A 23,092-nucleotide genomic window follows, 5' to 3' on the forward strand; every position below is an offset into this window, starting at 1 on the left:
GCCTCGACGCGTTACTGCACATCGGATGCAGTGGCAGCGCGCCGCGTGAGCACACCGACGAGTTTTTCCATCTCTTGCGCAGGGAGCGCAATGGCGAAGAGTTCGATCCCCTGTTGGATGCAGACGACGCCGTTGCCAAACAACCAGATGGCATCGAGCACAGGATTACCGCCCAACAGCCAACTGATGGGCGCGCCCGTGATCCGACCGGGCTGAAAGATCTGCGCCCACATCGTCACTCCGGCAGCGCAACTGAAAGCGCCGAGCAGCGGCGCACCGACTAGACGCATCATCTGCCGCTCGAACTCGACGCGCCGGCGTTCCGCCTCGGTCAACTCGCCCGCCTTGATCAGTCGCTCCCGCTCACGCAAGTATTCGTCGAACTTCGTCCCGAGTTTGCGCAACGCATAAACGGGCAGCGCCGAATGGGTCAACCAGTGCGGATGCGCGCCGAGCAACACGCCATCGAGCGATGGGAAAGCGGCCCCTAATCGCATGCCCGTCGCCAAGGAAAGCGACACCGTAATGGCTTCTCGCGGGTGTTCGCGTATCCACCGGCGCAGACGAATCAGGTCGCTCGTGGTCGCTTTCGTCGTACGCGCAAAGCGCGTGCTCGCATCGACCACGCGCGAGGCGCGTTCGTAGTAGCGTCGCGCGTCGGTCCAAACCTCTTCGGCGCGATCGCTCGCTGCCTGTCCGACGTTTTTGAACTGTTCGCCCGCTTCGCGCGCCGTGCGCGCGGCTCGCTCGGCAACGCGGCGCGCGCGTTCGCGCACCTCGTACTCGTCACTCAGCCGTTCGGCTTCAGCCTGTAACCGTTCGGCGCTGCGCCGCGCGGCCTGTTGGGCTGCGCGCGCGCCGTCCTCGACGCGCTCTTTGATGCGGTACTTTTCGTCTAATTCGCGCGCCTTGCGTCGCGCAAGCTCGCGCCATTGCTCGATTCGATCTTTGTACTCTGCCATCTTCAGTTCCTCGTCTAACTTTCAACTGGTGCCGGGCGCGCTCAATGCCAGAAGGTCCGCTCCTTCGACCCGATCTCGACCGAGGTTCTTCGCCCGGTAAAGCGCCGCGTCGGCAGCACGGAAAAGCTCTTCAGCCTCGCGCGCGCAGGCTGGAAACTCAGCGACGCCGAAGCTTGCCGTCACCTGCCCGACCGCGTCTGGCATCTTCGCTCTTTTGAGCGAACGGCGCAACCTATCGGCGACATCTAGGCCTGCGCTGAAACCGGTCTCCGGCAGAATGAGGGCGAACTCTTCGCCACCGATGCGCGCCGCTGTGTCGATGCCGCGCGTTTCGGCTTGAAGCACGTGTGCAACGCGCCGGATCACCTCATCGCCTGTTGCGTGACCGCAAGAGTCGTTGATTCGCTTGAACTCATCAAGGTCGATGAGCAATAAACAGAAAGGATGAGCGTAGCGGTTCGTGCGCTCCACTTCGCGGTGAAGCTGGCGCTCGAACCGACGACGGTTGGCTAGACCTGTCAAGTGATCTGTGAACGCCGCCTCCTCGCAATTATCCAAATAGCGCTTGAATTCGAGCAGAGTACGCACGCGGGCCAGCAGCAAACCGAGATCGGTTGGATCGGTCAGGTACCCGAGCGCCCCTACCTCAGCGCCGCGCCGTATGTCCTGCGCGGCGCTGCGCGCTGCCGTCTGAATGATGATCGGGATGAACCTCGTCTGCGGATTCTCGCGCAGGCGACGCGCTAGTTCATAACCGTCCAGCTTAGGCATGATCACATCGGTAACGACGAGATCCGGTTGCCATTTCTCGATAGCATGCAGCGCCTGCTCGCCATCAGCCACGGCCCACACTTCGTAACCCTCTTTTTCGAGCGCGATGGTGAGGAGTTGACGTTTATCCCGATCATCATCGGCGACCAAAACCTTCTGTCTCCCAATCATACCCCTTAGTTCTCTCCCACATCATCTTGCGCCTGTGCGCATCCTCGTGTTAGAGTTCCGTTGGACGCCGTAGGTTGCGCGGATCACAGACGCACCTTAGCTTCGCCACCAAATCTTCGCGCCCCGCGATGGCTGCAGAGCGAACCCGAAGTCGTGCAAGTTGAAGCGCTCATGACACGCCGAAAAGCCCAAAGTCTATCGGTCTCCGATCGCGCCGAAATCATCCGCCGCTGTGAATTCGGCCTCAACATCGCCGACGATGCGGTGCAATCTTTAGCTGCCGCTGCCGAAGTCAACGATTACCGGCGGCGACGTTTCATCTACCGCACGGGGGATCCCGCTGATGCGCTCTATGCGATCGCGCGCGGGCGCGTCAAGCTCTCTTTGATCGAAGAGGGGACAGGGCGCGAAGCGGTCATCGACATCATCGGAGCGGGCGCGCTCTTCGGTGAATCGGCGCTCTATACCACAGGGGAGCGCGAAAAGTGCGCCGTCGCATACGAGAACGTACGCCTGCTGCGTTTTCCCATCGACGCCTTTCGCCAAGCGATGGGAGCTTCCAAAGAACTTTATGATTACACCTTTCGCCTCATCGGTCAACGTTTGATGCAAGCCGAACGGCGTATGGCCGATTTCGCTCTGGACGCCGTGCAAGAGCGGCTCGAAAAGCTGCTCCATGAGCTCTCCAAGCGGTATGGACGTCAAGCCGAAGAGGGCATCCTGATCGATATAACCCTGCCGCACCGCGAACTCGCTTCCATCGTCGGCTCGACGCGCGAAAGCGTCACGGTGCGCTTGAACGCCATGCGACGCGCCGGCATCATTGACATCGTCGATCGCAAGATCGTCTTGAAACAACCGCTCGTCAACTCCTCTCGGCTCATGAGCTGACTAAAACCGAACGCAGCCGCACGTGAGACGATCGCTTGAAAAAAGCCTGCGTCCCGTTGCAAGCTTGTCCGTTGGGCGAGCGCGCGAAACGTTCACGCACGCTCGCTCGTTTGCCGACGAAAGGGCATGTAATGAACAGCGCGCGTAAGCAGATTCGGTGTCCCATCTGCGGACGCCCGACTACGTGGGAGAACAACCCTTTCCGCCCCTTCTGTTCGGAACGGTGCAAGCTGATCGATTTCGGCCACTGGGTGGACGAAGACTATGCTGTTCCAGCCGAAGAAGAGCCGCTGTCTACTGAACCGACAGAGGTCCATGCGCCGCCCAGCGGTGACGCCAGCGAGTGTTGAATGCGGTTCAGACCGAGCGCGCAGCGGTTTGCGTACACGCGCCTTTTGCCAAAACTTAGACGCTGAAACCGCTTCGAGCAAAGAATGTTGCGCGCCCCTGACCCGCTCGGCCCCCGCTCGGCCCGGCGTTACATTCCGTTTTCGCGTGCTCACATTGGCTACGCGCTCGACGCGCTGGCCTCGAACGAGTCGTGAGATGAAGCGGTGGGAATGGTCTTTCTGCGCGCCAGACGCCCCGCGATCGCACCTTTCCACAATGTGCCCTCGCGCGAAAGCGGTGCCCGTGCCGCTCTCGCTCAAGGCGTTGAAGTTGTTGTATATTGCTCTTGCCGATGAGTCGCTTGAAAGTATCACTGTTTGCAGCGCTCGTCGCCGCGGCGACCATCGCTTGCGCTGCCGAACGCACCGTTGATCGGACGCCTTCCGGTCCAACGCTTCCGCCCACGAGTCTGCCCATGCCACCCGTCGTGGCGGAGAGCGGCGGACGTGGGTGGATGCTTCTCGACGGCAACCGCGAGACGCTGGCCGAACAAGCAGGTCGTGTTCTCGTCCTTGACTTCTACGCGACGTGGTGCGGCCCGTGTCGCGAGAGCACGCCCCATCTGGTCCAGTTGCAACGTCGTTATGGGCCGCAAGGGCTACGCGTCGTCGGTTTGAACGTCGGCGGCCCTGATGACCGCTTCAAGGTGGCCGATTTCGTCCGCGAATTCGCCGTTCAGTATGATTTAGGCTACCCGGATCAAGCGCTGACCGATCTCCTCTTTGCGTCCGACACGCGCATCCCGCAAACCTTCATCTTTGATCGCCGCGGCCAGTTGATTCAGCGCTTCGTCGGGTTTGACTCCGACGTCGCCGCAAAGCTCGAGCGCGCCATCGCCCAAGCGCTCGCCGATCGCTAGCGAAGGGTTTAGGGAGAAGACAAAGATTCGCATGCTTAGACGACCGATGATGCCTAGAATCTACTTGCCATCCCGAAAGATGACCGAGCTTCGCACGCTGATTTTCACTGCGCTCTTGCTGATGCTGCCTGCGGCGTTCACAGCACAAGCGAGTGGTGAACAAGCGAACCAGTTGCCTCGCGCCGAAGACCCATCGGGCGGCGAAACAGGCGTTCCCGACTACGAGCTCGAAACGCTCGCCGGGACGACTTTGCGTCTTTCCAGCTTGCGCGGGCGCGTCGTATTGCTCGACTTTTTCAGCGCGACCTGCCCGCACTGTCAACGCCATGCCCCGTTTGTTGCTGAACTGGCGAAACGCTATCGCGCGCGCGGGTTGGTCGTCGTCAACATGTGCGCCAACAACCCTTATGTCGATCGCGCCGACGTCGAAAAGTACGTGCGCGATGCCGGGATCGAAAACGACGTCGTCTGGACGCCATCGGAGCTGCTGAAGCTTTACATGACGCCGCTACCTAACGGGCTATATGGCGTGCCGCAAGCCGTGCTCTTCGATGCGGCTGGACGCGTCGTCGCGCGTTTCATGAGTTGGGAGGAGAAAGATAAACCGCAGATCGAACAAGCGATCGTCAAACAGTTGACGAAATAGCCGCTCGGTTCAGTGCGGAACGCTTGAAAGGATTCAATGCCACGCGACATCCCCGTCGGCAATGGAACGCTGCTCGTCGCTTTCGATGAACGATATCGCATCCGCGATATTTACTTCCCTTTTGTCGGCAAGGAGAACCACTCCGAAGGCCATCCCTTCCGCTTCGGCGTGTGGGTCGATGGTCTGTTCTCTTGGGTGAGCGACGACGGTTGGAGTCGCGATCTGCGTTATCAGACGGAAACGCTCGTCACCGAAGTCCGCTTGATATCGGACGCGCTCGCGCTCGAACTGGTCTGTCACGACACGGTGGACCAACGCGAGAACATCTTTCTGCGGCGCATTGAGGTGCACAACCGCGCCGCAACGGCGCGTGCTGTGCGCCTCTTCTTTCATCAAGACTTTTACATCTCGGAAACGGAAGTCGGCGACACAGCCTATTTCGATCCCGATACGCTGGCGATCATTCACTATAAAGGTCAACGCTACTTTCTCATCTCGACCGACGCGCCCGAAGGAGTGGAAAGCTTTGCGACCGGGCGCAAAGCCTTTCAAGGGGCCGAAGGGACTTGGCGCGATGCCGAAGATGGTCTTCTTTCCCAGTCGGCGATTACCGAAGGTTCGGTCGATTCCACCATCGGGCGCACGATTCAGCTCGCCCCGCATTCCACAGCAGTGATCCACTATTGGATCGCCGCCGGAACCTCCTATCACGAGGTCGCGCGGCTGAACGCTTTGGTCCGCACGCGCACGCCGCAAGCGTTGCTCGAACGCACGCGCAACTACTGGCGCGCGTGGGTCAACAAGAACGAACTCGATTTCGGCGATCTGCCGAGCGAGATCGTCGAGCTGTTCAAACGCTCGCTGCTCATCATTCGCACGCAGATCGACAACGGCGGTGCGATTCTGGCAGCCAACGATTCCGACGTCGTCATTCGCGCAACGGACCATTACAGCTACATGTGGCCGCGCGATGGCGCGCTGGTCGCGCACGCGCTCGACCTAGCCGGTTACTCCAACCTGACCCGCTCCTTTTTCGATTTTTGCGGGCGCATCATCACCGAGCAAGGATACTTCCTGCAGAAGTACGCGCCGGATGGCTCGCTCGCTTCGAGCTGGCATGCGTGGTGGGACCCACACAGGCGCGAACGTCTCGCGCCGATTCAAGAGGACGAAACGGCACTGGTGCTCTGGGCGCTGTGGCAACACTACGACCAGTTCCGCGATATCGAGTTCATTCGCGCGCTCTACGAGAAGCTGATCATCCGCGCTGCCGATTTCCTCGACGACTTCCGCGACCCTGCGACAGGGTTGCCGCGTCCGTCGTGGAACCTCTGGGAAGATCGGCGCGGCATTCACACCTTCACCTGCGCTACGGTGTTTGGCGCGCTCCACGCCGCAGCGCGCTTCGCCGAGCTTTTCGGCGAGATCGAGCGCGCGACGCGCTACCGAGAAGCAGCCGTGCAGGTGCGCGACGGGATGCGTCGCCATCTTTTCCGCGCCGAAGCGGGGCGGTTTGCGCGCGCCCTCATGTATCGCGCGGATGGCGCGTGGGAACCGGACATGACGGTTGATGCTTCTCTTTTCGGCCTCTTTCGTTTCGGCGTCTTCGCGCCTGCTTCGGCAGAAGTTCGCGCGACCATGCGCGCCGTGGAAGAGGCGTTGTGGGTTCAGACGGAAGTGGGCGGCGTCGCGCGCTACCAAGGCGATGGCTACATGCGCGTCGCTGATGGCCTGCCGGGCAATCCGTGGTTCATCTGCACGCTCTGGCTCGCCGATTACAAGATCGCACTGGCGCAAACTGCGGATGAACTACGCGCCGCGCTCGACTTGTTGATGTGGGTCGTCCGTCGCGCGCTGCCTTCGGGCGTGCTGGCCGAACAGGTTCACCCGCTCACCGGAGCGCCGCTTTCGGTTTCGCCGCTGACGTGGTCGCACGCGACATTCGTCTCAACTGTGATAAGTTATCTGCGGCGTCTCGAAAACATGAAAAGATGCGCGACGTGTGGGCGCCCCGCCTTTCAATTCGATCGGCGCGCGCGTCGCTCATCGCGTTGGATCGAGATCAAGACCGAGGTGGAAACGTGAGGAAAGCCAAGATACTCGTTACGCTCGGACCAGCATCGCGCGAACCAGCCGTGCTCGAAGCGATGCTCGCTGCCGGAGCCAATGCCGTTCGCATCAACATGTCGCACGGCACGCAAGAAGAGCACGCGGAGAACATCCGCCGCGCGCGCGCCGCCGCCGAGAGGATGAAACGACCGCTCGCCGTGCTCGTTGATCTTTCCGGCCCCAAAATCAGAACCGGCGTTCTCAAAGGCGGTCAACCCGTCACGCTGCAGACTAACTCGATCTTCATCATCACGACGCGCCCGGTGATCGGCGACGAGCGCGAGGTCTCGACCAACTACGCCGGCATGCCGCGCGACGTGCGACCGGGAACTCGCATCCTGCTCGATGATGGCGCGATCGAACTCTACGTCGAGCGGACGACCGAAACGGACGTGGTCTGCCGCGTCGTCAATGGCGGCGTCCTCGGCGAACGCAAAGGCATCAATCTGCCTGGCGTATCGCTTCCGATCCCATCGCTCACCGACAAAGACCGACGCGATCTCCAGTGGGCCATCGAGCAGAAGGCGGACTACATCGCCCTTTCCTTCGTCCGCCGCGCCGAAGATTGCCGCGAAGCGCAAGCGTTGATTCGCGCGGCGGGCGGACGCGCCCCGTTGGTCGCTAAGATCGAGAAAGCCGAGGCGATCGACCACCTAGACGAAATCATCGAGGCGGCGGACGGCGTGATGGTCGCGCGCGGCGATCTCGGCGTCGAGACCAGCGTCGAACTCGTTCCCGTTTATCAAAAACAGATCATCGAGAAGGCCAACATCGCCGGCAAGTTCGTCATCACGGCGACGCAGATGCTCCAGTCGATGATCTCCAACCCGCGCCCGACGCGCGCCGAAGCGTCGGACGTCGCCAACGCTGTGTGGGATGGCACCGACGCTCTCATGCTCTCCAACGAGACCGCCTCCGGGCAATATCCCGTGCCCGCCGTCGCCACCATGGCGCGCATCATCGAGGCGGCGGAGATGGGGCGTAAAGGCGCTTCGCACGCGCGTGAAGTTTGGGTCGGCAAAGGCACGCAGCGTGTCAGTCGCGCTTTGTGCGAAGCGACCATCTTCGCTGCCGAAGAGATGCGCGCGCGCACGGTTGCCGTCTTCACCGAGTCGGGATTGATGGCGCGCCGTCTCTCTTCGCTCAGACCACAACAGCGCATCATCGCTTTGACCCCATCCAAAGAGGTGCAGAACGAACTGGCCCTGATCTGGGGCGTCGAGCCGGTGCTTCACGTCCCATGCGATACGACGGAACAACTCGTGCGCGCCGGCGAACGCGCACTGCTTGAAAACGGCATCGTGCAAGCGGGCGAACTGATCGTGCTTATGGCTGGCAGGCTCTCTGGCCTCGGCCTCTCCAGCTCCGTCAAGCTTCACACGGTCGGTGAAAGCTCGCGTTGACGCAAAGCGGTCGAACATCTCAGCGGACGGCTTTTGCGCATCTCGTTGAAACGCGCGAGAAAGGTTTGACCTGCGATCGCTTTCAAAACGGGTTGCCGTTCCACTTGCGCCACCGAAAATGATCTCGGCCTACGAGCTTTCCGAAACCTTTCACCCGATGGCCTTCTTTCTGTCGGCCTTCGTCTCAGCATTCGCGCTCGCTGATCTACAGCGGATACGCGCGCCGAAGCTTATGTTGTTGCTCGTGCCGATCGTCGTCTTCTGGGTACCGACGGTGGCCTTGCCGCTCTACTCGATCTTCAGGTTGTACGGCAAACCGACCTTCGCCCAAACCAAGGCGTTTCATCGCGGTTGGTGGCGCGCGCTTCCCCTGCTCTACGCGATGGCTCTTTCGATTGCAGGGATCATGCTGCAGCGCATGGACGCGCGCGCTTTCGACGCGCATCTTGCCCGCGCTTCGGCAGCGCGGCTGCACAACGATCACCGACGAGCCCTCGAATCATACCGTGCAGCGCTCGCGCTGCGCGAAGATGCCCATACGCGCAAGCTTTTAGCCGACGAACTTCTGACGCTGGGCCAGATCGAAGAAGCGGTGGTTGAATTCCGGCTCGCCCGCGACGGCGGCGAACCCGATGACTCGATCGCATTTCGACTCGCTTCGGCGCTCGAAGCTCTGGGACGCAAAGAGGAAGCTCTCGCTGAATACCGACGCTTTGCGCAGAGCGCGCGCTGCCGCGCCGACGAAGAAGACCCCGTGTGTCTCGCGGCACGCCACAAAGCAACCGACTCGAAGAATTGACCGCCGCATACGACCCGTTCGCTGCGACTTCCAAGCGCTCGCTTTCGCCGGTTCGTGATCGAGCGAGATCGGTTGCACAACCGATCCTTTCCCAAAGGCTCGCTCTCGCCGATTCGCGATCGAACGAAATCAATTCTCCGGCTCTCCGTAATCGAAAGGGATCGATTCTCCAGCTCGCGGGTGGGCATGTTTCCGCCTTCCTGTGCCAAATGTTCGAGGAAGATCAACTTCTGGGAGCGTAGTAGCCGCGCCGCGTGCGAACGCGCGCTGCCGGATGGGAGCGAACGGTGAGCGTGATGCGCCGAAAACGTCCGTCGCTCGGATCGTCGGTCGCATAGTAACTCAAAAGGTACTGTTGTGCGAGATCGGCAGCGATCTCGGCGAAGGCCAAGTCGAGTTCACCTTGGTTGCGCGGCGCATAGACAGCGCCGCCGGTTTGCACCGCTAGTTCTTGCAAGCGTCTTTCAGCTACCAGATCACGCAAGTTCGGATTGTCGCTCCATCCCGTCTGCACGGCATAGACTTGACAATCAGACACGACGACTTGATTGAGGACGCTTTCGAAACTCGTGTCGCTGATCGTATCGGCGCCATCGGAGATGATGACGATGACGTGTCTGCCTACGTGCGGACGAAGATATGCTGCCGCTTGCGCGATGCCGTCGAGCAACGCTGTCGCGCCGGTCGGCTTGCCGAAGCTTTCGATGGCTCGAACCAGTCTTTCCACATCGTTTGTTAAAGGTTGCATCAGCTCCGTTGTCGTTGCAACCGAAAAGAGCGCTGCCTGATCGATGGGGCGAACGATGCGCCGCAAGAAAGCGATGGCCGCGCGTTTTTCGAATTCGCGCGCCGCTGTGATGCTCGCGCTGTTATCGAAGAGCAAGGCCATGCGCACGGGCGACTCCGCATGCGCAAGCTCGGCGATGGGTTTGACTTCGCCATCGACGCGCAGCTCGAAATCCCTTATTTGGAGTCCGACGAGCGGACGCCCCGCTTCATCCGTCACGGAGGCCGGAATGGGGACGAGCCTTGAGACGATGCGCACCACCTCATCATCTTCCCCGGAAGAGGCGCGATCGGCTTTCGCTTCGCTTCGCGTCGGCTCGGCCCGTGAATCGACGCCCACTGCTCGTGCGGCATTCGATCGCCGATCGGAATCCTTCTTGTTGGCGACGCGCCGTCCCGACTGAGCCAGCCCACTCGTGACCAGCCAGAGCGCGCAGAGAGCGCACAAGACCGACATCAAGCGACGGGAGCAGCGTCCCTTTCCGTCTTTTCGAGCGTGTCGAGCCATTCTTCCCATGCGCGGAGAGCGAGTTCGACTTGACGCATGTGCCGTTCGCGTTTGGTCTTCAACCCGCGGCGCTCTTCTCGCGAAAGCGGTTCGAGCAACGCGAACGTGATGTTGATGGGCTGATAGTTGCTCGCATCAGCGCTCGACACGTAACGCGCCAATGCGCCAATGGCCGTGCGTGCCGGGGCCGTCACCGGCTCTAAGCCGCGACTTATGCGCGCAGCGTTGACGCCGGCCAACCAGCCCATCGCCACCGATTCGACGTAACCTTCTACGCCGGTGATCTGCCCGGCGAAAAGCAGGTGCGGGCGAACGCGCACCTGCAGGGTCGGCGCAAGCACGCGCGGCGCGCAGATGTATGTGTTGCGATGGATCTGACCGAACTGCAGGAACTCGGCTCGTTCCAACCCGGGGATCAACCGAAGCACGCGCGCCTGTTCGCCGTAACGCAAGTGATTCTGGAAACCGACGATGTTATAGGCATCAGCCAATACGCTCTCCTGCCGCAGTTGCACAGCAGCATAAGGTTCGCGCCCAGTTCGCGGATCGATCAAGCCGACGGGCTTCATCGGCCCGAAACGAAGCGTGTCGCGCCCGCGCCGCGCCAGCTCTTCGATCGGCAAACACGCCTCGAACCAGCGCGTCTCCTCGAACCGCTGCAACGGCACGCTCTTGGCCGCGATCAACGCTTGGTAGAAACGCTCATACTCTTCTTCGTTCAACGGGCAATTCAAATAGTCATCGCCGCCTTTGCCGTAGCGCGCGGCGCGAAAGGCGATCGACATGTCGATGGAATCGGCGGCCACAATCGGCGCGATCGCATCGTAGAAGTAGAGGTGATCTTGACCGGTCAAACGCGCGATCTCCGCCGCCAGCGCATCTGAGCAGAGCGGACCAGCGGCGATGATCGTGATCTCGCGCTCGGGGATGCGCGTCGCCTCTTCGCGTACAAGCGTGATGCGCGGATGCGCGCTGATCTTCCGCGTGATGTAATCGGCGAAGGCGTGACGGTCGACGGCCAACGCCGCACCAGCCGGGACGCGCGTCGCCGCAGCGGCTTCCATGACGAGCGAGCGGGCGCGTCGCAACTCTTCCTTGAGCAGAAACGGAGCCGTGCCGGGTTCGTCCGACTTGAGCGAGTTGGAACAGACGATCTCGGCCAGTTTGTCGGTTTTATGGGCCGGAGTTTGCCGCACGGGACGCATCTCATAAAGACGCACACTCGCTCCGCGCTCGGCTGCTTGCCAAGCCGCTTCCGCTCCGGCCAATCCGCCGCCGATGACGATGATTTCGTTCATGATCAAATTCCGGTTCTCGGTTAAAGCTCAACCCTTGTGATGGTGCGATCTCCGCATGCTGTTGCTCGACCTCAGGGGCGCGGGCCTTCGATTTTGATTCCCTCCACAGTGGCGCCGAAACGCTTGTAGTCGCTGTATTCGAGCGTGCTGCTCATTTCGATCTTGGCGAAGAAGAGGATCTTGGCCGAAAGGTTGAATTCGGCTAAACGCGGCAACCACACGCCGTCGGGCAAGCGCGTCTGCTCAAAGACGATGGAAGCACCTGGGCGCACTGATGCCAACAGTCCACCGGCAACCTTGAAGTCGCGCAGCAACCGGGCTTCGAGCCGCGCGACCTGTCGATCCGCGAGATCCACCCAGACCGTGCCGCCGAGCCGCGCGATCACCGATTCGATACGGTTGCGCGGACGATAACCAGCGCGAGGACGGAAATCGAAAACCAAAGTTCGCCTTCCGCGAAACTCTTCATAGCGCGGCGAAACCATCTCGCAGATGCGGAAGAAGTCGGTGACTTTGAAATCTTCCTCTTCGTCCTTCTTCTCCTTCCCCTTCTCCCGCTCGGCGCGCGCGATTTCGTCAGCCACACGTCGTTCCTCCTTGGCCGCTCTTTCGGGCGAAAGCGGAACGCCGTTTTCGCTGATCAGCTTGCGCACGGAGATCTTTTTCGGGCCGAGCAGCGGATAGACCTCGTAAACGCGCACCGTCTCTTTCTTCACCTCGCCGCGCTCGTTCAATTCGCGCTCGGTCTCTTTAAGACTGAAGGTGTATTCGCTTACGCGCCTTTCCAGCTCCGCCTGATTGCGCTCGACCTCTTCCAAGAACTTCTGCACATCGAACTTTTCAGCCCCGGGCGGATCGAAGAGTGATGTCTCGATCCCGAGGTTCCGGCGAATCTCTCGCAGCACGAAACGGTCTGGCGTTTGACCCACGCGCCGGACTTCCAGCCGATGCGGCTCCAGCAAGCCGTGCTGCCATCTGTAATCGCCGAAGACGTAAATCAAACGATCGCCCTCAACGGCCATTTTCAACAGCAATCTGCTTCGCGCGCCGAACCAGCAGCGCACGCTCGCGCCATCCCTCGATGTGAACTTAACGATGTAAGCCTGCTCCTCACCTTCCGGCTCTTGGTCGACGGTCTGAGCGCGAACTCCGATCTTCTTGTAATCGGCGAAGCGTTGCGCGATGAGCGCCGCTTGCAACCGGGCCTGTTTGGCTTCCGCATCGGTCAACGTCTGCGGATCGCCTTTGCCATCGGCAATCCATCCCGAACGCTCGTTGGCCGCGACGATCAGAGTTTTGCCGTCGCGTTCGAGTTCGAAGCGAATGCCCGCAGGCCGCCTGACCTTCACGCGAGCGATGCCTTCGCCCTCCGCGGCCCACTCATAGAGGGCATCGGACACTGCCGAGGCGCGTTTTTTGCCGCCGATGGCTTTGAGGTATTCGCCGATGATCTTGTCCGCCGCAGGGAGCCTCGGCGTGCGCGTTTGCGCCGACGTCAACGAAACGGCAACACACGCAGCGATGAAACAAAGCATGAGATGATTTACACGCCGGAAGAACTCGCGAAAACCTCTCGGCGCAGGGCCGCGATGCCCTTTTTTGCCCGAACCGCTGAAAAACGCTCTCGAAGCCATCGTGATTTGAGCCGATCTATTTGACCGATATTCTAGGTCATCAAGCAACGAAATCATAATTCGCGCGGCTCAACTTCTTGGAAGAGAGAAAAATCCAGCATCGTCTTTCGCTTGACTTTCGACACGCGACTCGCTAAAAGTACTTCAGGTATTTCGGAAGGGCGTTTCAAGCCGGCTTAGCTCAGTTGGTAGAGCGTCTGATTCGTAATCAGAAGGTCGTGGGTTCAAGTCCCACAGCCGGCTCCAGCAAGATTGAAGAGACCAGGCGAGCCATTCGGCTCGCCATTTTGCGCCTCCTTTGAGGCGTGATGCCTGCTCAGAACCTACACGCCCGCGAGACTCACGCGCACTTTGACTCTCCCCGAATTTCACAACGGCAGCAACCGGTCCGGCAGCCCGTCCCATTCGGCAATTCCGCCCTACATCGCCGTGCCAAGCAAGCGCAACAACTGCTCGAAGGCTTTGTAAGACTCTTTGAAGTAGAAGATGAATTGCTCTTTGAGCAACACGAGCGCTAGTGAAATGATGAAGATGCCGACTAGCATCTTGACCGGCAAACTCAAGAAGAAGACGTTGATCTGCGGCGCGACGCGATTGACGATGCCGAAGAAGAGGTCCGTCAAGAGCAGCGCGATGATCACCGGCGCAGCGAGCTGAACGCCGATGGCGAGTACGCCGCCCGTCAATTCCGTGATGTAGGCCAATGCGGGGGTCCATCCCGGTTCGATGCGCGGGAACTTCGCCGCCGGGATCAACTCGAAACTGCGCAGAAGCGCTGCGATAAAGAGGCGATGTGCGCCGACGACGAGAAAAAGCGCGATGGCTAGTTGGAGCTTGAACTGACCCAGCTCCGAAACCCGTGTCTGCAACTGCGGCGCGAACAGCTCATCCATGGTCGCTCCGCGCTGTAGATCGCCGATGCGACCAGCGACCTGAATCGCCTCGAAGATCAACGAGGCGACGAAACCGAGCGTGAAACCGACGAAAGTCTCTTTGGCCAGTAACGCCATGAAACCAATGGGTCCGAACGGCAACGGCGTCGTATCCTGCCCCAGTTCGGCGGCAACTGAAGGATAGAGCACGACGACGAAAGCAACAGCCGTCGCCACCTTGACGCGCGCGGGGACGGCGGCACCGCCGAAAAACGGGACGACCGAGACGAAAGAGACCATGCGGGCGAAAGCCAGGCCGACGATCACCAAAAAGGCTTGTGGCTTCTGCCCGACCTCAAAGTAACGCAGGATGGCTTCCAAAAGCGCAAGGAACTCTTCCATCTTTTAACCATCCCTTTTCGCGAAGGTTTTTCTACCACTCGACCGACTTGGCGTCTCAAGTCGCCGCGCCGACTTTGAGGATCATATCGAAGACGCGCTCGGTGAATTCGCGCAACGAGACGAGCATCCAACCGGCAGTGATGATCAAGGCGAGCATGGTGACGACGATCTTCGGAACGAAAGTCAACGTTTGCTCCTGCACTTGCGTCATCGCTTGCAACAGACTGATCACAAGTCCGACGATCAAGCTCGCCAGCAACGGCGGCAAAGAGATCAGCAAGATGAGCCACAAAGCCTCGGCGGCGATGGAAACGTAAGGGTTCATCTTCTCCGCGCTCCTTTTCCGACATCATCATGTGTATCCGACGACCAGATTTCGGATCAATATCTCCCAGCCGTTGACGATGACGAACAGGAGGAGTTTGAAAGGCAGCGAGATCATCGTCGGCGACAACATGAACATACCCATTGCCTGCAGGATGTTCGCCACCACCATGTCAATGACCAAGAATGGGAGAAAGAGCAGGAAACCTATTTGGAAAGCTTCCGTCAGCTCGCTCGTCACGAAGGCTGGGACGAGGACGCGAAAGTCCTTCGGGTTGATCTCGTTCGGGTCGTTGCCGTTTCTGATCGCCATGCGACGCGCCAAGTCATAGAACATCTTGATATCGCTTTCGTGCGCGTGTCGTTCGAGGAACTGGCGCAAAGGCTCGCGCCCACGTTTAGCCGCCTCGAAAATGGTTCGCACCGAGAGCTCGGAGAAGATCGCGTCCGTGTTCTCGATCTGTCCCGCTTCGGCGTACATCTTCTCGACGACTGGTGCCATGATGAAGATCGTCAAGATGAGCGAAATCCCGGTGATCACCTGATTGGGCGGCACTTGCTGCGTTCCGAGAGCGTTCCTCAAGATGGAGAGCACGACCGAGATCTTGACGAACGACGTCATCATGATGAGCGCGAATGGCGCGAGCGCGAGAGCACCGAGCACGATGACTAAAACGACCGGATTGGCTGTTCCCGTGCTCATCGGCGCTGCTTGTTGGCTGTAAGCTAGCGTCGCGCCCGCTGTCCACACCATCGGCAACGCGACGAGACGAAGGGCCGCATGCAGCGACGTGTTTCCGGTCATCCTACACCTCTCTTCTATTCGTCAATTGCGCGAGCTTCTCTTGAAAAGATGATCGCCCTGGGTTCGCACCGGGCGGCTCGATCGCCGCGCGCGCCGCAGCGGCTGCCGCATCCGCCTCCAACTCGCTCACCAAGTGGACGCCTGCATCCGACACCCCGATGAGAAACCAGCGTCCGGCAACCTCGATCACGTAGAGACTGCGCCGCGCGTCGAGCGGCATGTGATCCACGACACGCACCATGCGCCGCCCGGCGTTCAACATCAACAGGCGCGGCACCACCCAACGGAAGAGAGCATAAGCCAATCCGCAGACCAACGCGAGCGCGATCAACGTCTGCAACAGCATCAGGAAGAAGTTCATTGCCGTTCGCTTCAGCTTGAAAGTTGCAGGATGCGGACGCCCAAGCGCCCCTCTACATCGACCAGCTCGCCCGTAGCGATCCGCTTGCCATCGACGATGAGCGCCACAGGATCGGTCGCACTGCAACCGAGATCGAGGATCTGGCCGATGCGCAAGCGCGCCAGCTCATCCAAAGTCAACCGACGCGCGGTCATCTCCACCCGCACAGTCAACATCAAACCATCGAGCAACCGGACCGCCTCTTCGTTCGCCTCCAATTTTTTCGTCTCTTCTTCCGCCATCTTCAATCGCTCCGTTTCCCGGTCTCGTTCGACCGCAAACCGCTCGATCTCCAATTTCAATCGTCCCCCTTGCGTTGTCAGATGCCCGATGATGCCGCAACTCGCCGTCTCTCCGATCCCGATGCGCGCTTTGCCAACTAGCTCTTTGCCAAACCAATGAAGCGCACTGCCCTCCAAAAGCACGATGTCGCCTCGTTCCAACCCTTCGATGTTGGCCCCATCCACTTGCGCTTCGCCGATCGTAATGGAGAGCTGAATGTCGGCGATGATTCTTCGGTAACGCTCAAGCTTGTCGGGCAAACTCTCTTCGTCGCGCCACAAATTCCGATTCGAAGCGAGCGCAGCGAGCGCTTTCGCTCCGATTAGGAGCTTGACCAGTCCGCGCACTTCTCCGAAGCGAACGTCGAAGTTCAATTCAAAGCCGCGCTCTTCTTCCACGCCCCGCCCGAAGCGAATCTCACTCAAACGGAAGAGCGTTCCGTCGGCGATGGCGTTCAGTTCGCTCAGCAGTCGGAGAATCAAGAACTCGAAGACGGTCTGTTCGATGCGCGAGGGCGGACGTTGAACGTGACGCTGTGGATCCTCACCAAGCGCCTGCGCGACCAACGCCAGAACAAAATGCGCATCCATTTCGACTGCGAAGTGCGCTTTAGTCGGTTCGAGCACCACCGACGTCGTCACCACATTTGCGTCATCAGCGACCTCGGCGAACGACCTCTCTTGAAGACCAACGAAATCGAGTTCCGCAGCGCCGCCGTAATTTGAGATCACGTCACGGATCCTCTCCACGACTTGGGCGGAGAAACGCGGCGGGAGGCGATCGAGCACGAATGAAAGTTGCGCTTCGCGGCGCGCGATCTTCGGCAAGGCATCTTGCCAACGACGCGCGACCGCGCCCACCGCAGCCGACTCTTCCGTTGATGCGGGAGCGGAGACCGCCGTCTCGCTCCCCGTTGAAGAAGAGAGAAAGATGTCGGAAGCGAACGGATCGGTGTCAACCGGCGTCGCTTGATTGTGCGGTTCGGCCCGTTCAAAAGATTCGTTTCTCATGGCGAGGGGAGCCTTTCATCCCGACCGACGTGCAAACCGAGCGCGGCGGCCTACAACGCCGATTTCCATCAAGCGCGGTAGCTCGTTTCCGATTCACCGGGGGCGACTTCAGTCGGCTCGCTGGGAGCCGGGCACGTTTCCTTTGAAGCCTCGAGTTTGTGGGCGACGTTTTCGCCCCGCCCGTTTCGATCGAAGCCTTCGTTTGCGGTCTCGGCGCCGACGCTGGTCCGGAGCGAAGCGAGATTGATGCCGCGCGAGCGCATGATCGCCATCAGTTCGTTCGCGCGCGCCTCGATCTGCGCCCGCGCCCTTTCACTGGCAGCGATGAACTCGGCCATGATGCGTCCCATCTCATCGGCGCTTAACTTGACCCGCAACCCTTCGAGCACCGAACGTTGCAATTGGATGATCACCTCGCGACGGTTGCCGAGAACCTGCAGACGAATGGCCGAAACGATTCTCTCCAAATCGGCGATGTGTAAAATGGCGCGAGCGTTGGGCGCTTCGGTCGCATTGGTTTCAGTGTCGGCATTGAAGCTTCCGCTCCAGCCGCCGAATCCGCTTTCGGCATCGCTGCGACTGCGCTTCTCCTCGCGTCGGTGCGCCTCCGGCTCCCTTTCTGCCTGTCCGGTTCGCTCTTTGTCGTCGCACCGGTCCTCGGACTGATCCGCTTCGGACCTTTCCCGGCGCTGCGCCGAACGCGTGACCTCCTCGAAGACGTCGGCAAAAAGACTGCGCGCTTCGGTTTGACCCGTCTCATCGAAAGTTTCAGGCGCCGTCCGTTGATCCAACGGTTCTTTCTCCGAAGCTTGGCGCGTCTTCGTGCGCTTAGCATCTGGGATGGGATTGGGTCGGTTGAACGTCGGCGTGACCTTCATGCTCTAGCTCCTTTCAACGGCCCAACTTCTGGGCCGCTCTGTTGGCGATCTCGCGTGCCTTCCGGCGATCAATGGAAGCGCCGGTCAGATCCAACGCGAGCGCGCGTTCCATCGCTTCAGAGGCGGCGGCATACTCGCGCATTTCGTACATCAGCTCGCCGTATTTGTAGTGCGCCAAGGCGAACTTCGGATCCAATTCCATTGCGCGGCGATAGGCGTTCATCGCGCTGATGACCTGTTTCATGCCGCGATAGCAATCGCCGATCTCCAAATAGAGCTCGGCAGACGGCTCCTTTTCAGCGATGCTCTGAAATTCTCGCAGCGCTTGTGCCCATTTCTTCTGTCGTTTCAGATTGCGCGCCGCGTTCAAAGCTGGGTTGGGCGTCGTCGGTGTCGCGCCGACAGGGGCGCTTGCCTCGCCCGCTGCGCTCATGCCCAAGGCAGCCGCTTTGCGGTAATACTGGTCAGCCTCTTTCTCCTTGCCTTGTTTGCGCATGACGTCGCCCATGCCGCGGTAAGCGAGCGCCATTTTGGGGTTGATGCGCGACGCCTGCTGATAAGCTTTGAACGCTTCCTCCGGCTGATTGGTCGCCAAGTACACGTTGCCACGCAAAAGATGCGCGATGGCAAGCTGTGGGTCTTCGAACACGACCTTATTGAAGGCGACGAGCGCATCGGGGTAGTTGCCTCTCAAATACGCAACCTGCCCTTGCGCCAGCAGATCGTAGAGGCGCAAGCGTTTCTGATTCGGCTCTCGGTCGAGCGCCGTGCGGATGTCGGCTTCAAGTCGGCGCCAGTCGTCGAGCGTCGGAGCGGCGTCCGGCTTGGCTTCGAGCGTGCGTTGGAAAAGCGCTTCGGCATCTGCGATGACCTTCTCCGCGGTCAACGGCGGCGGAGCAGCCTCCATCGGCTTCGGTTCTTCCTTGGGTTTCACCGGTTCCTTTGCGGCGTCGGCGCTGCTACCGCCCTTGCTCGATTCAATGGCAGGCGGGGCAGCAGACTTCAGATCGAAACTGAAGCTTTGGCTTCCGGGTCGCACTTCGATCAACTGACGCTCGATGCGGTATCCGGTGCGCGTCGCCAAGACGCTGTATCTGCCGCGCGGCAACCGTGTGACCAACTTCCCTTGCGCATCGGTTTTACCAAGCGGACGCATTCCTTCGCCCGATCCGATGTAGATTTCGGCTTCGGGCACATTGGTCGTGAAAACGACTTCGAGCGATTTTCGCGTCTGCCCCTTTATCCCCCTTTGCTCAATCCTTCTAATCGAACTGGACGTTTGAACTTCATCCGCAATGCGCGGTTTATCGACGAAGGAGGCGCTCGTTTCGCGAGCGATGGCCTGTGCAAAGACGCTGAAGCAGTCGTAGACCGAAACAGGCGCCAACATTATGATGGCGGCGCCATAGACCGCTTGTCTGAAACGTCGGGAGAGAGTCATCATATTCGCCTCCAGAACCCTTTGCGAGGTTGAAAGACCTTCCGTTTGTCATCTTCAACCGAAGCTCAACGCTCGCGCCGCGCCATTTCAGCCGCCCTATTGGCTAGCTGGCGCGCGCGGGCGAGGTTGATGGATCGCCCTTGTTGATCGAGCACGAGAGCGCGCTCCAGAGCTTGCAGCGCGTCGTTGTACTCGCGCATTTCGAAGGAGAGTTCGCCGTACTTGTAGTAGGCGAGAGCCGACTTCGGGTCTAGTTCCATCGCCCGTTTGTAAGCCGGCGCAGCGCTCATTGGCTTCCCCAACCCGACGTACGCGTCGCCGACGGCGATGAAGACCTCCGCCGAAGGTCGCGTGCGCGCGACCTCTTCAAGCAACGGGAGCGCATCGGCCCAACGTTGTTGCCGCAAGAAAGCCTGTGCCATTCGCCACATCACATCCGGCGACCGATAGCCGAGATCCATCGCGCGTTTGTAGAGATCGATCGCCTCTTTGGTCTTGCCTTGCTTCAAAGCGACGTCGCCGAGCCCCTTGTATGACAGCGCTGATTTAGCGTCCAATTCGATGGCGCGTTGATAAGCGCGTTCGGCTTCGCGCAGCCGATTGGTCGCCAGATACGCGCTGCCTAGTCCCCAGTAAGCGAGAGCTGAGTCTTTCAACCGCAATGCGGCGCTATTGAAAGCAACGATCGCATCGCTGTAGTTGCCAGTGAGCAAATCGATCTGGCCTTGAACGAAGTCCGCGCGGGCTCTGAGCTGCGGATCGATTGGATTGCTCACCAGCTCCTCGCCGATCTGCGTAAGCGCCGCGCGCCAATCGCTGAGCGTTACGCTGTCAGCTCGCTGCGGATCGGCGAAACGTTCGATAACCTCTGTTGGCGTCGCCGATGGAACGTCTGCGACCTTGGCGATGTTTGTGTAGTCGAAGACGAACGTGTTTGCGCTAGCCGTGACGGTGATCTGCCGCCGCTGCGAAGCGTAACCGGGCCGACTGGCGATGATGTCATAAGTTCCTGGCAGAAGACGCGACTTGGCGCGACCATCGCTGCCTGTACGTCCCAAGAACCTCGTCATCCCGCGGTCCATCCAGTAAATCGCCACTTCGGGAACGCCCGTGATGAATGTCACCTCGACGAAAGATGATGTCGTCGGGCGACTCTTCCCGCCGTGGGACGAACGCGGCGGACGAGTTGGGCGCGGCCTTCTGCTCTTCTCTTCTGTTGTCGGCTTTTCACTGGAGCGGGCACTCCCTTCGACCTCTCTGCCGATGTTCGGGACGTTACGTTGCGCGATGAGCGACGTCGCCGTCCCGAAAATGAACAGCCCACACCAAAAGATCGCGCCGATGCAAGACCCTTTTATGATCGCAGACTTCATAACCTTCACCTGCCTCGAACGACGGATCGAGTTCAACGCTCGTCCGCAAGCGCGATGGAGTTCCTCATGGCTTGGATTCAGACTTCTGCACGGGCGGACGCCGTTCGATCACGTAGCGAAAGCCGAGGCTTGTCGCCCCTTTGTCTTCAGGAACGAAATAGCGCGCGCTGTTTGAGATAAAGGCGCGCGGCTCGGTTGCGGCGCCGCCCTTGATAACGCGCAGCGTCATGCCATTTTGAGTCATCACGTTGCCTTGTTCATCGCGCGCTTCGTCCGCCACCCACTCCCAGACGTTGCCCGCCATGTCGTAAGCGCCAAACGGCGATCTGTTCTCGGGGAAGCTTTTGACAGCACGGACACGTCCTCTGTTCTCTTCGCAGTCGGCCGCGCGATCGCGCCACTCGTTGCCCCACGGGTAACGGAAATTCTCCTTGCCTTTGGCTGCCCGCTCCCACTCCGCTTCCGTTGGCAGGCGAACTCGCACGCCGAGTTTCTGAGACAGCCAGTCACAGTAAGCGACCGCGTCGCGCCATGTGATGCGCGTCACGGGTTCGTTAGCAGCGCCAGCGGGGAAGTCGTTGTTGATCCAACCAGCAGGAGCGCTGTGTCCCGTTTCGCGAACGAAGTCGCGGTACTGTTCGTTTGTCACCTCGGTTTCAGCGATGTAGAAAGGCTGCACGAAATCGCGGCGAAAAGGCAGTTGTTCGCCGTCACCAAGGACCACCTCGCCACCTTCGACGAAGACTTCGCCTGCTGGAGCGGGGATCACGGGCGATTCCGGCGTCGGTGTCGGAACCGGCGTCGGCGTCGTTTGTACGACGACCACCGTCTGTCCCCCTGAGTTGACGCTCCTGTGTCCGCCGAACAAATACCATGCGCCGTAGCCCAGAATGGTCGCCACGACGAAACAGATCACACCGGCGATGCAAAGAGGAACCAAGCGTGAGCGGCCAGCACCGTCGGCGGGCTGCTTTGTAGGGCTTTTCCGCATACCGCTGGCAAAGACGCGCCGGAGACGCTCCGCCGCGCAACTTCAATGCCCGAACGAGATGCCGCACGCGAAGAAGATCATCCTTCTCGTCGGGTTCTTATCAGTTGAAACAGTTTGAGGAGCAGACGCGTTGCTCCCCGGAAAACCACGGTGTCAAAGTCGGGGCTGTTGCAGCGTTCATTTTAGCACCCCGCCAACCCTTGGGCAAACGAGATCGTCGCGTGCTCGACTTGGCCCCATCATCTTTCAGCAGCAATCAAAACTGGACGAACGATTACCGCCATGAAGTTACGCCTCGGTTAAGAGAATATTCAAGTGACCAAGGTCTTCACGCAAAAAGTGGAATGCAAGCAAACGCGGATGGTCACCACGGTATCCAGCGATCAACTTGTCAGCGTCGGGACCGCTGGAGGCAGCGACATCGCGGATGACCATCGACGCGTTCATTCGTCCCACGAACGACGTTCGTGCATGATGCCAGCCATCTCATCGCTCGCTTTTTGCGCTTTCTTCTCCTCAGCGCGACGTTGGGCTTCCTGCCACTTCTCCTTGTGTTTCTCGATGACGCGATGCTCTTTGGTCGCTTCGGCAAGCGCGACGAGAGCCTTGTCGAGTTCATCTTGGCAGCGCCGCACCACGGCGCGCTGTTGCTCGACGGCGGCAATCAACTCCTCTTCTTGACGTTTGAGATCGGCCAGATGCACGCGATGTTGGACCAGTTTGGCCGCTTCCAATCCGGTCTCGGCAGAGCGGAACATGCGCTCCTTTGCCTCCCGTTGACGCACGCGACACTCTTCCACGGCGAGTTGGCGCTTGTTCAACTCCTGTTCGGCGGCAGCAAGCTGCGCGCGCTTGGCAGCGACCAATTCGGCTTGCTGTTTCTTTGCGCGCTCGCGCAACTCCATCAAACGCTGTAGGTGATAACGGTTCTTTTTCATCGCTCAATCGTTGCAAACCGCCGCCGCTTCTTTTCGCTTTTCGCTTGCCGATTCCCGACCCGTGAACCGATAGCACAAGCTCATCTTTCTGCCTCGCAAACCGTCCTCGAGGCGCGCCCTTCATCCGCCCGATGCAAGCGCACCATCGA

At 60.0% G+C, this 23,092-nt stretch carries 22 protein-coding genes and 1 tRNA gene; 8 read left to right on the top strand and 15 right to left on the bottom strand.

The features are described from left to right. Positions 1-11 precede the first annotated feature (11 nt). On the bottom strand, positions 12-962 hold the full coding sequence (locus C4334_RS06235; RefSeq protein ID WP_352431222.1) for a hypothetical protein: 951 nt from the start codon (positions 960-962) through the stop codon (positions 12-14). Positions 963-983: 21 nt separating this feature from the next. Beyond that, on the bottom strand, positions 984-1,904 hold the full coding sequence (locus tag C4334_RS06240; RefSeq protein WP_352431223.1) for a GGDEF domain-containing response regulator: 921 nt from the start codon (positions 1,902-1,904) through the stop codon (positions 984-986). 171 nt (positions 1,905-2,075) lie between these two features. Here C4334_RS06240 and C4334_RS06245 point away from each other — a divergent pair, with 171 nt between their 5' ends. The 7 genes from C4334_RS06245 to C4334_RS06275 all read left to right on the top strand — a co-directional run bounded on the left by C4334_RS06245 (position 2,076) and on the right by C4334_RS06275 (position 9,001). After that, positions 2,076-2,795, top strand: a complete 720-nt coding sequence (locus C4334_RS06245) for a Crp/Fnr family transcriptional regulator (protein ID WP_352431224.1) — start codon at positions 2,076-2,078, stop codon at positions 2,793-2,795. A 131-nt stretch (positions 2,796-2,926) separates the two neighbouring features. After that, the gene (locus C4334_RS06250; protein WP_352431225.1) at positions 2,927-3,145 is read left to right on the top strand and encodes a DNA gyrase inhibitor YacG; all 219 of its coding nucleotides are present in this window, start codon (positions 2,927-2,929) and stop codon (positions 3,143-3,145) included. A gap of 341 nt (positions 3,146-3,486) precedes the next feature. After that, on the top strand, positions 3,487-4,044 hold the full coding sequence (locus C4334_RS06255) for a TlpA family protein disulfide reductase (RefSeq protein WP_352431226.1): 558 nt from the start codon (positions 3,487-3,489) through the stop codon (positions 4,042-4,044). 46 nt (positions 4,045-4,090) lie between these two features. Next, positions 4,091-4,690 (top strand): TlpA family protein disulfide reductase, encoded by a 600-nt coding sequence (locus C4334_RS06260; RefSeq protein ID WP_352431227.1) that lies wholly within the window; start codon positions 4,091-4,093, stop codon positions 4,688-4,690. Positions 4,691-4,726: 36 nt separating this feature from the next. Then, complete coding sequence (locus tag C4334_RS06265) at positions 4,727-6,775, top strand: glycoside hydrolase family 15 protein (RefSeq protein ID WP_352431228.1); 2,049 nt, start codon at positions 4,727-4,729, stop codon at positions 6,773-6,775. Next, positions 6,772-8,202, top strand: coding sequence for a pyruvate kinase (gene pyk, locus C4334_RS06270; protein ID WP_352431229.1), 1,431 nt, complete (start codon positions 6,772-6,774; stop codon positions 8,200-8,202). Before C4334_RS06265 ends, pyk begins: the two co-directional genes overlap by 4 nt. A gap of 118 nt (positions 8,203-8,320) precedes the next feature. After that, positions 8,321-9,001, top strand: coding sequence for a hypothetical protein (locus C4334_RS06275; RefSeq protein ID WP_352431230.1), 681 nt, complete (start codon positions 8,321-8,323; stop codon positions 8,999-9,001). A gap of 223 nt (positions 9,002-9,224) precedes the next feature. On the opposite strand, the gene C4334_RS06280 is transcribed toward C4334_RS06275, so the two are convergent. From C4334_RS06280 to C4334_RS06290, 3 genes are all read right to left on the bottom strand, one after another. Further along, positions 9,225-10,244: a VWA domain-containing protein gene (locus tag C4334_RS06280; RefSeq protein WP_352431231.1), complete on the bottom strand. Its 1,020-nt coding sequence runs from the start codon at positions 10,242-10,244 to the stop codon at positions 9,225-9,227. Further along, entirely contained in the window at positions 10,244-11,593 is a 1,350-nt protein-coding gene (trmFO, locus tag C4334_RS06285) for a methylenetetrahydrofolate--tRNA-(uracil(54)-C(5))-methyltransferase (FADH(2)-oxidizing) TrmFO (RefSeq protein ID WP_352431232.1), read from the bottom strand. Before trmFO ends, C4334_RS06280 begins: the two co-directional genes overlap by 1 nt. 71 nt (positions 11,594-11,664) lie before the next feature. Beyond that, positions 11,665-13,128 (bottom strand): LolA-like protein, encoded by a 1,464-nt coding sequence (locus C4334_RS06290; protein WP_352431233.1) that lies wholly within the window; start codon positions 13,126-13,128, stop codon positions 11,665-11,667. 269 nt (positions 13,129-13,397) lie between these two features. Here C4334_RS06290 and C4334_RS06295 point away from each other — a divergent pair. Then, positions 13,398-13,473: transfer RNA gene (locus C4334_RS06295), tRNA-Thr, on the top strand. 173 nt (positions 13,474-13,646) lie between these two features. On the opposite strand, the gene C4334_RS06300 is transcribed toward C4334_RS06295, so the two are convergent. From C4334_RS06300 to C4334_RS06345, 10 genes are all read right to left on the bottom strand, one after another. Beyond that, positions 13,647-14,501: a flagellar biosynthetic protein FliR gene (locus tag C4334_RS06300; RefSeq protein WP_352431234.1), complete on the bottom strand. Its 855-nt coding sequence runs from the start codon at positions 14,499-14,501 to the stop codon at positions 13,647-13,649. Positions 14,502-14,556: 55 nt separating this feature from the next. Next, a complete protein-coding gene (gene fliQ, locus C4334_RS06305; RefSeq protein ID WP_352431235.1) occupies positions 14,557-14,826 on the bottom strand; it encodes a flagellar biosynthesis protein FliQ in 270 nt (89 codons plus the stop codon). Between the two features lie 27 nt (positions 14,827-14,853). Beyond that, positions 14,854-15,630 (bottom strand): type III secretion system export apparatus subunit SctR, encoded by a 777-nt coding sequence (gene sctR, locus C4334_RS06310; RefSeq protein WP_352431236.1) that lies wholly within the window; start codon positions 15,628-15,630, stop codon positions 14,854-14,856. A gap of 1 nt (position 15,631) precedes the next feature. Then, the gene (fliO, locus tag C4334_RS06315; protein WP_352431237.1) at positions 15,632-15,991 is read right to left on the bottom strand and encodes a flagellar biosynthetic protein FliO; all 360 of its coding nucleotides are present in this window, start codon (positions 15,989-15,991) and stop codon (positions 15,632-15,634) included. Between the two features lie 11 nt (positions 15,992-16,002). Further along, the gene (locus C4334_RS06320) at positions 16,003-17,322 is read right to left on the bottom strand and encodes a FliM/FliN family flagellar motor switch protein (protein ID WP_352431238.1); all 1,320 of its coding nucleotides are present in this window, start codon (positions 17,320-17,322) and stop codon (positions 16,003-16,005) included. A 68-nt stretch (positions 17,323-17,390) separates the two neighbouring features. After that, the gene (locus C4334_RS06325) at positions 17,391-18,200 is read right to left on the bottom strand and encodes a hypothetical protein (protein ID WP_352431239.1); all 810 of its coding nucleotides are present in this window, start codon (positions 18,198-18,200) and stop codon (positions 17,391-17,393) included. A gap of 13 nt (positions 18,201-18,213) precedes the next feature. Continuing rightward, on the bottom strand, positions 18,214-19,644 hold the full coding sequence (locus C4334_RS06330; RefSeq protein WP_352431240.1) for a tetratricopeptide repeat protein: 1,431 nt from the start codon (positions 19,642-19,644) through the stop codon (positions 18,214-18,216). Between the two features lie 62 nt (positions 19,645-19,706). Continuing rightward, on the bottom strand, positions 19,707-21,014 hold the full coding sequence (locus tag C4334_RS06335; RefSeq protein WP_352431241.1) for a tetratricopeptide repeat protein: 1,308 nt from the start codon (positions 21,012-21,014) through the stop codon (positions 19,707-19,709). Positions 21,015-21,078: 64 nt separating this feature from the next. Beyond that, positions 21,079-21,915 carry a formylglycine-generating enzyme family protein gene (locus C4334_RS06340; RefSeq protein ID WP_352431242.1) on the bottom strand — a complete coding sequence of 279 codons (837 nt, stop codon included), beginning with the start codon at positions 21,913-21,915 and terminating at the stop codon, positions 21,079-21,081. 533 nt (positions 21,916-22,448) lie between these two features. Continuing rightward, a complete protein-coding gene (locus C4334_RS06345; RefSeq protein WP_352431243.1) occupies positions 22,449-22,943 on the bottom strand; it encodes a flagellar export protein FliJ in 495 nt (164 codons plus the stop codon). Positions 22,944-23,092: the final 149 nt, after the last annotated feature.

Source organism: Pyrinomonas sp., from assembly GCF_040289685.1.
GTDB lineage: Bacteria > Acidobacteriota > Blastocatellia > Pyrinomonadales > Pyrinomonadaceae > Pyrinomonas.

What these genes read in the sequence shown, in the direction of transcription:
- C4334_RS06235 (WP_352431222.1), bottom strand. Translation starts at nt 962, where the DNA reads ATGGCAGAGTACAAAGATCGAATCGAGCAATGGCGCGAGCTTGCGCGA.
- C4334_RS06240 (WP_352431223.1), bottom strand. Translation starts at nt 1,904, where the DNA reads ATGATTGGGAGACAGAAGGTTTTGGTCGCCGATGATGATCGGGATAAA.
- C4334_RS06245 (WP_352431224.1), top strand. Translation starts at nt 2,076, where the DNA reads ATGACACGCCGAAAAGCCCAAAGTCTATCGGTCTCCGATCGCGCCGAA.
- C4334_RS06250 (WP_352431225.1), top strand. Translation starts at nt 2,927, where the DNA reads ATGAACAGCGCGCGTAAGCAGATTCGGTGTCCCATCTGCGGACGCCCG.
- C4334_RS06260 (WP_352431227.1), top strand. Translation starts at nt 4,091, where the DNA reads ATGATGCCTAGAATCTACTTGCCATCCCGAAAGATGACCGAGCTTCGC.
- C4334_RS06265 (WP_352431228.1), top strand. Translation starts at nt 4,727, where the DNA reads ATGCCACGCGACATCCCCGTCGGCAATGGAACGCTGCTCGTCGCTTTC.
- C4334_RS06275 (WP_352431230.1), top strand. Translation starts at nt 8,321, where the DNA reads ATGATCTCGGCCTACGAGCTTTCCGAAACCTTTCACCCGATGGCCTTC.
- C4334_RS06280 (WP_352431231.1), bottom strand. Translation starts at nt 10,244, where the DNA reads ATGTCGGTCTTGTGCGCTCTCTGCGCGCTCTGGCTGGTCACGAGTGGG.
- trmFO (WP_352431232.1), bottom strand. Translation starts at nt 11,593, where the DNA reads ATGAACGAAATCATCGTCATCGGCGGCGGATTGGCCGGAGCGGAAGCG.
- C4334_RS06290 (WP_352431233.1), bottom strand. Translation starts at nt 13,128, where the DNA reads ATGCTTTGTTTCATCGCTGCGTGTGTTGCCGTTTCGTTGACGTCGGCG.
- C4334_RS06300 (WP_352431234.1), bottom strand. Translation starts at nt 14,501, where the DNA reads ATGGAAGAGTTCCTTGCGCTTTTGGAAGCCATCCTGCGTTACTTTGAG.
- fliQ (WP_352431235.1), bottom strand. Translation starts at nt 14,826, where the DNA reads ATGAACCCTTACGTTTCCATCGCCGCCGAGGCTTTGTGGCTCATCTTG.
- sctR (WP_352431236.1), bottom strand. Translation starts at nt 15,630, where the DNA reads ATGACCGGAAACACGTCGCTGCATGCGGCCCTTCGTCTCGTCGCGTTG.
- fliO (WP_352431237.1), bottom strand. Translation starts at nt 15,991, where the DNA reads ATGAACTTCTTCCTGATGCTGTTGCAGACGTTGATCGCGCTCGCGTTG.
- C4334_RS06320 (WP_352431238.1), bottom strand. Translation starts at nt 17,322, where the DNA reads ATGAGAAACGAATCTTTTGAACGGGCCGAACCGCACAATCAAGCGACG.
- C4334_RS06325 (WP_352431239.1), bottom strand. Translation starts at nt 18,200, where the DNA reads ATGAAGGTCACGCCGACGTTCAACCGACCCAATCCCATCCCAGATGCT.
- C4334_RS06330 (WP_352431240.1), bottom strand. Translation starts at nt 19,644, where the DNA reads ATGATGACTCTCTCCCGACGTTTCAGACAAGCGGTCTATGGCGCCGCC.
- C4334_RS06335 (WP_352431241.1), bottom strand. Translation starts at nt 21,014, where the DNA reads ATGAAGTCTGCGATCATAAAAGGGTCTTGCATCGGCGCGATCTTTTGG.
- C4334_RS06345 (WP_352431243.1), bottom strand. Translation starts at nt 22,943, where the DNA reads ATGAAAAAGAACCGTTATCACCTACAGCGTTTGATGGAGTTGCGCGAG.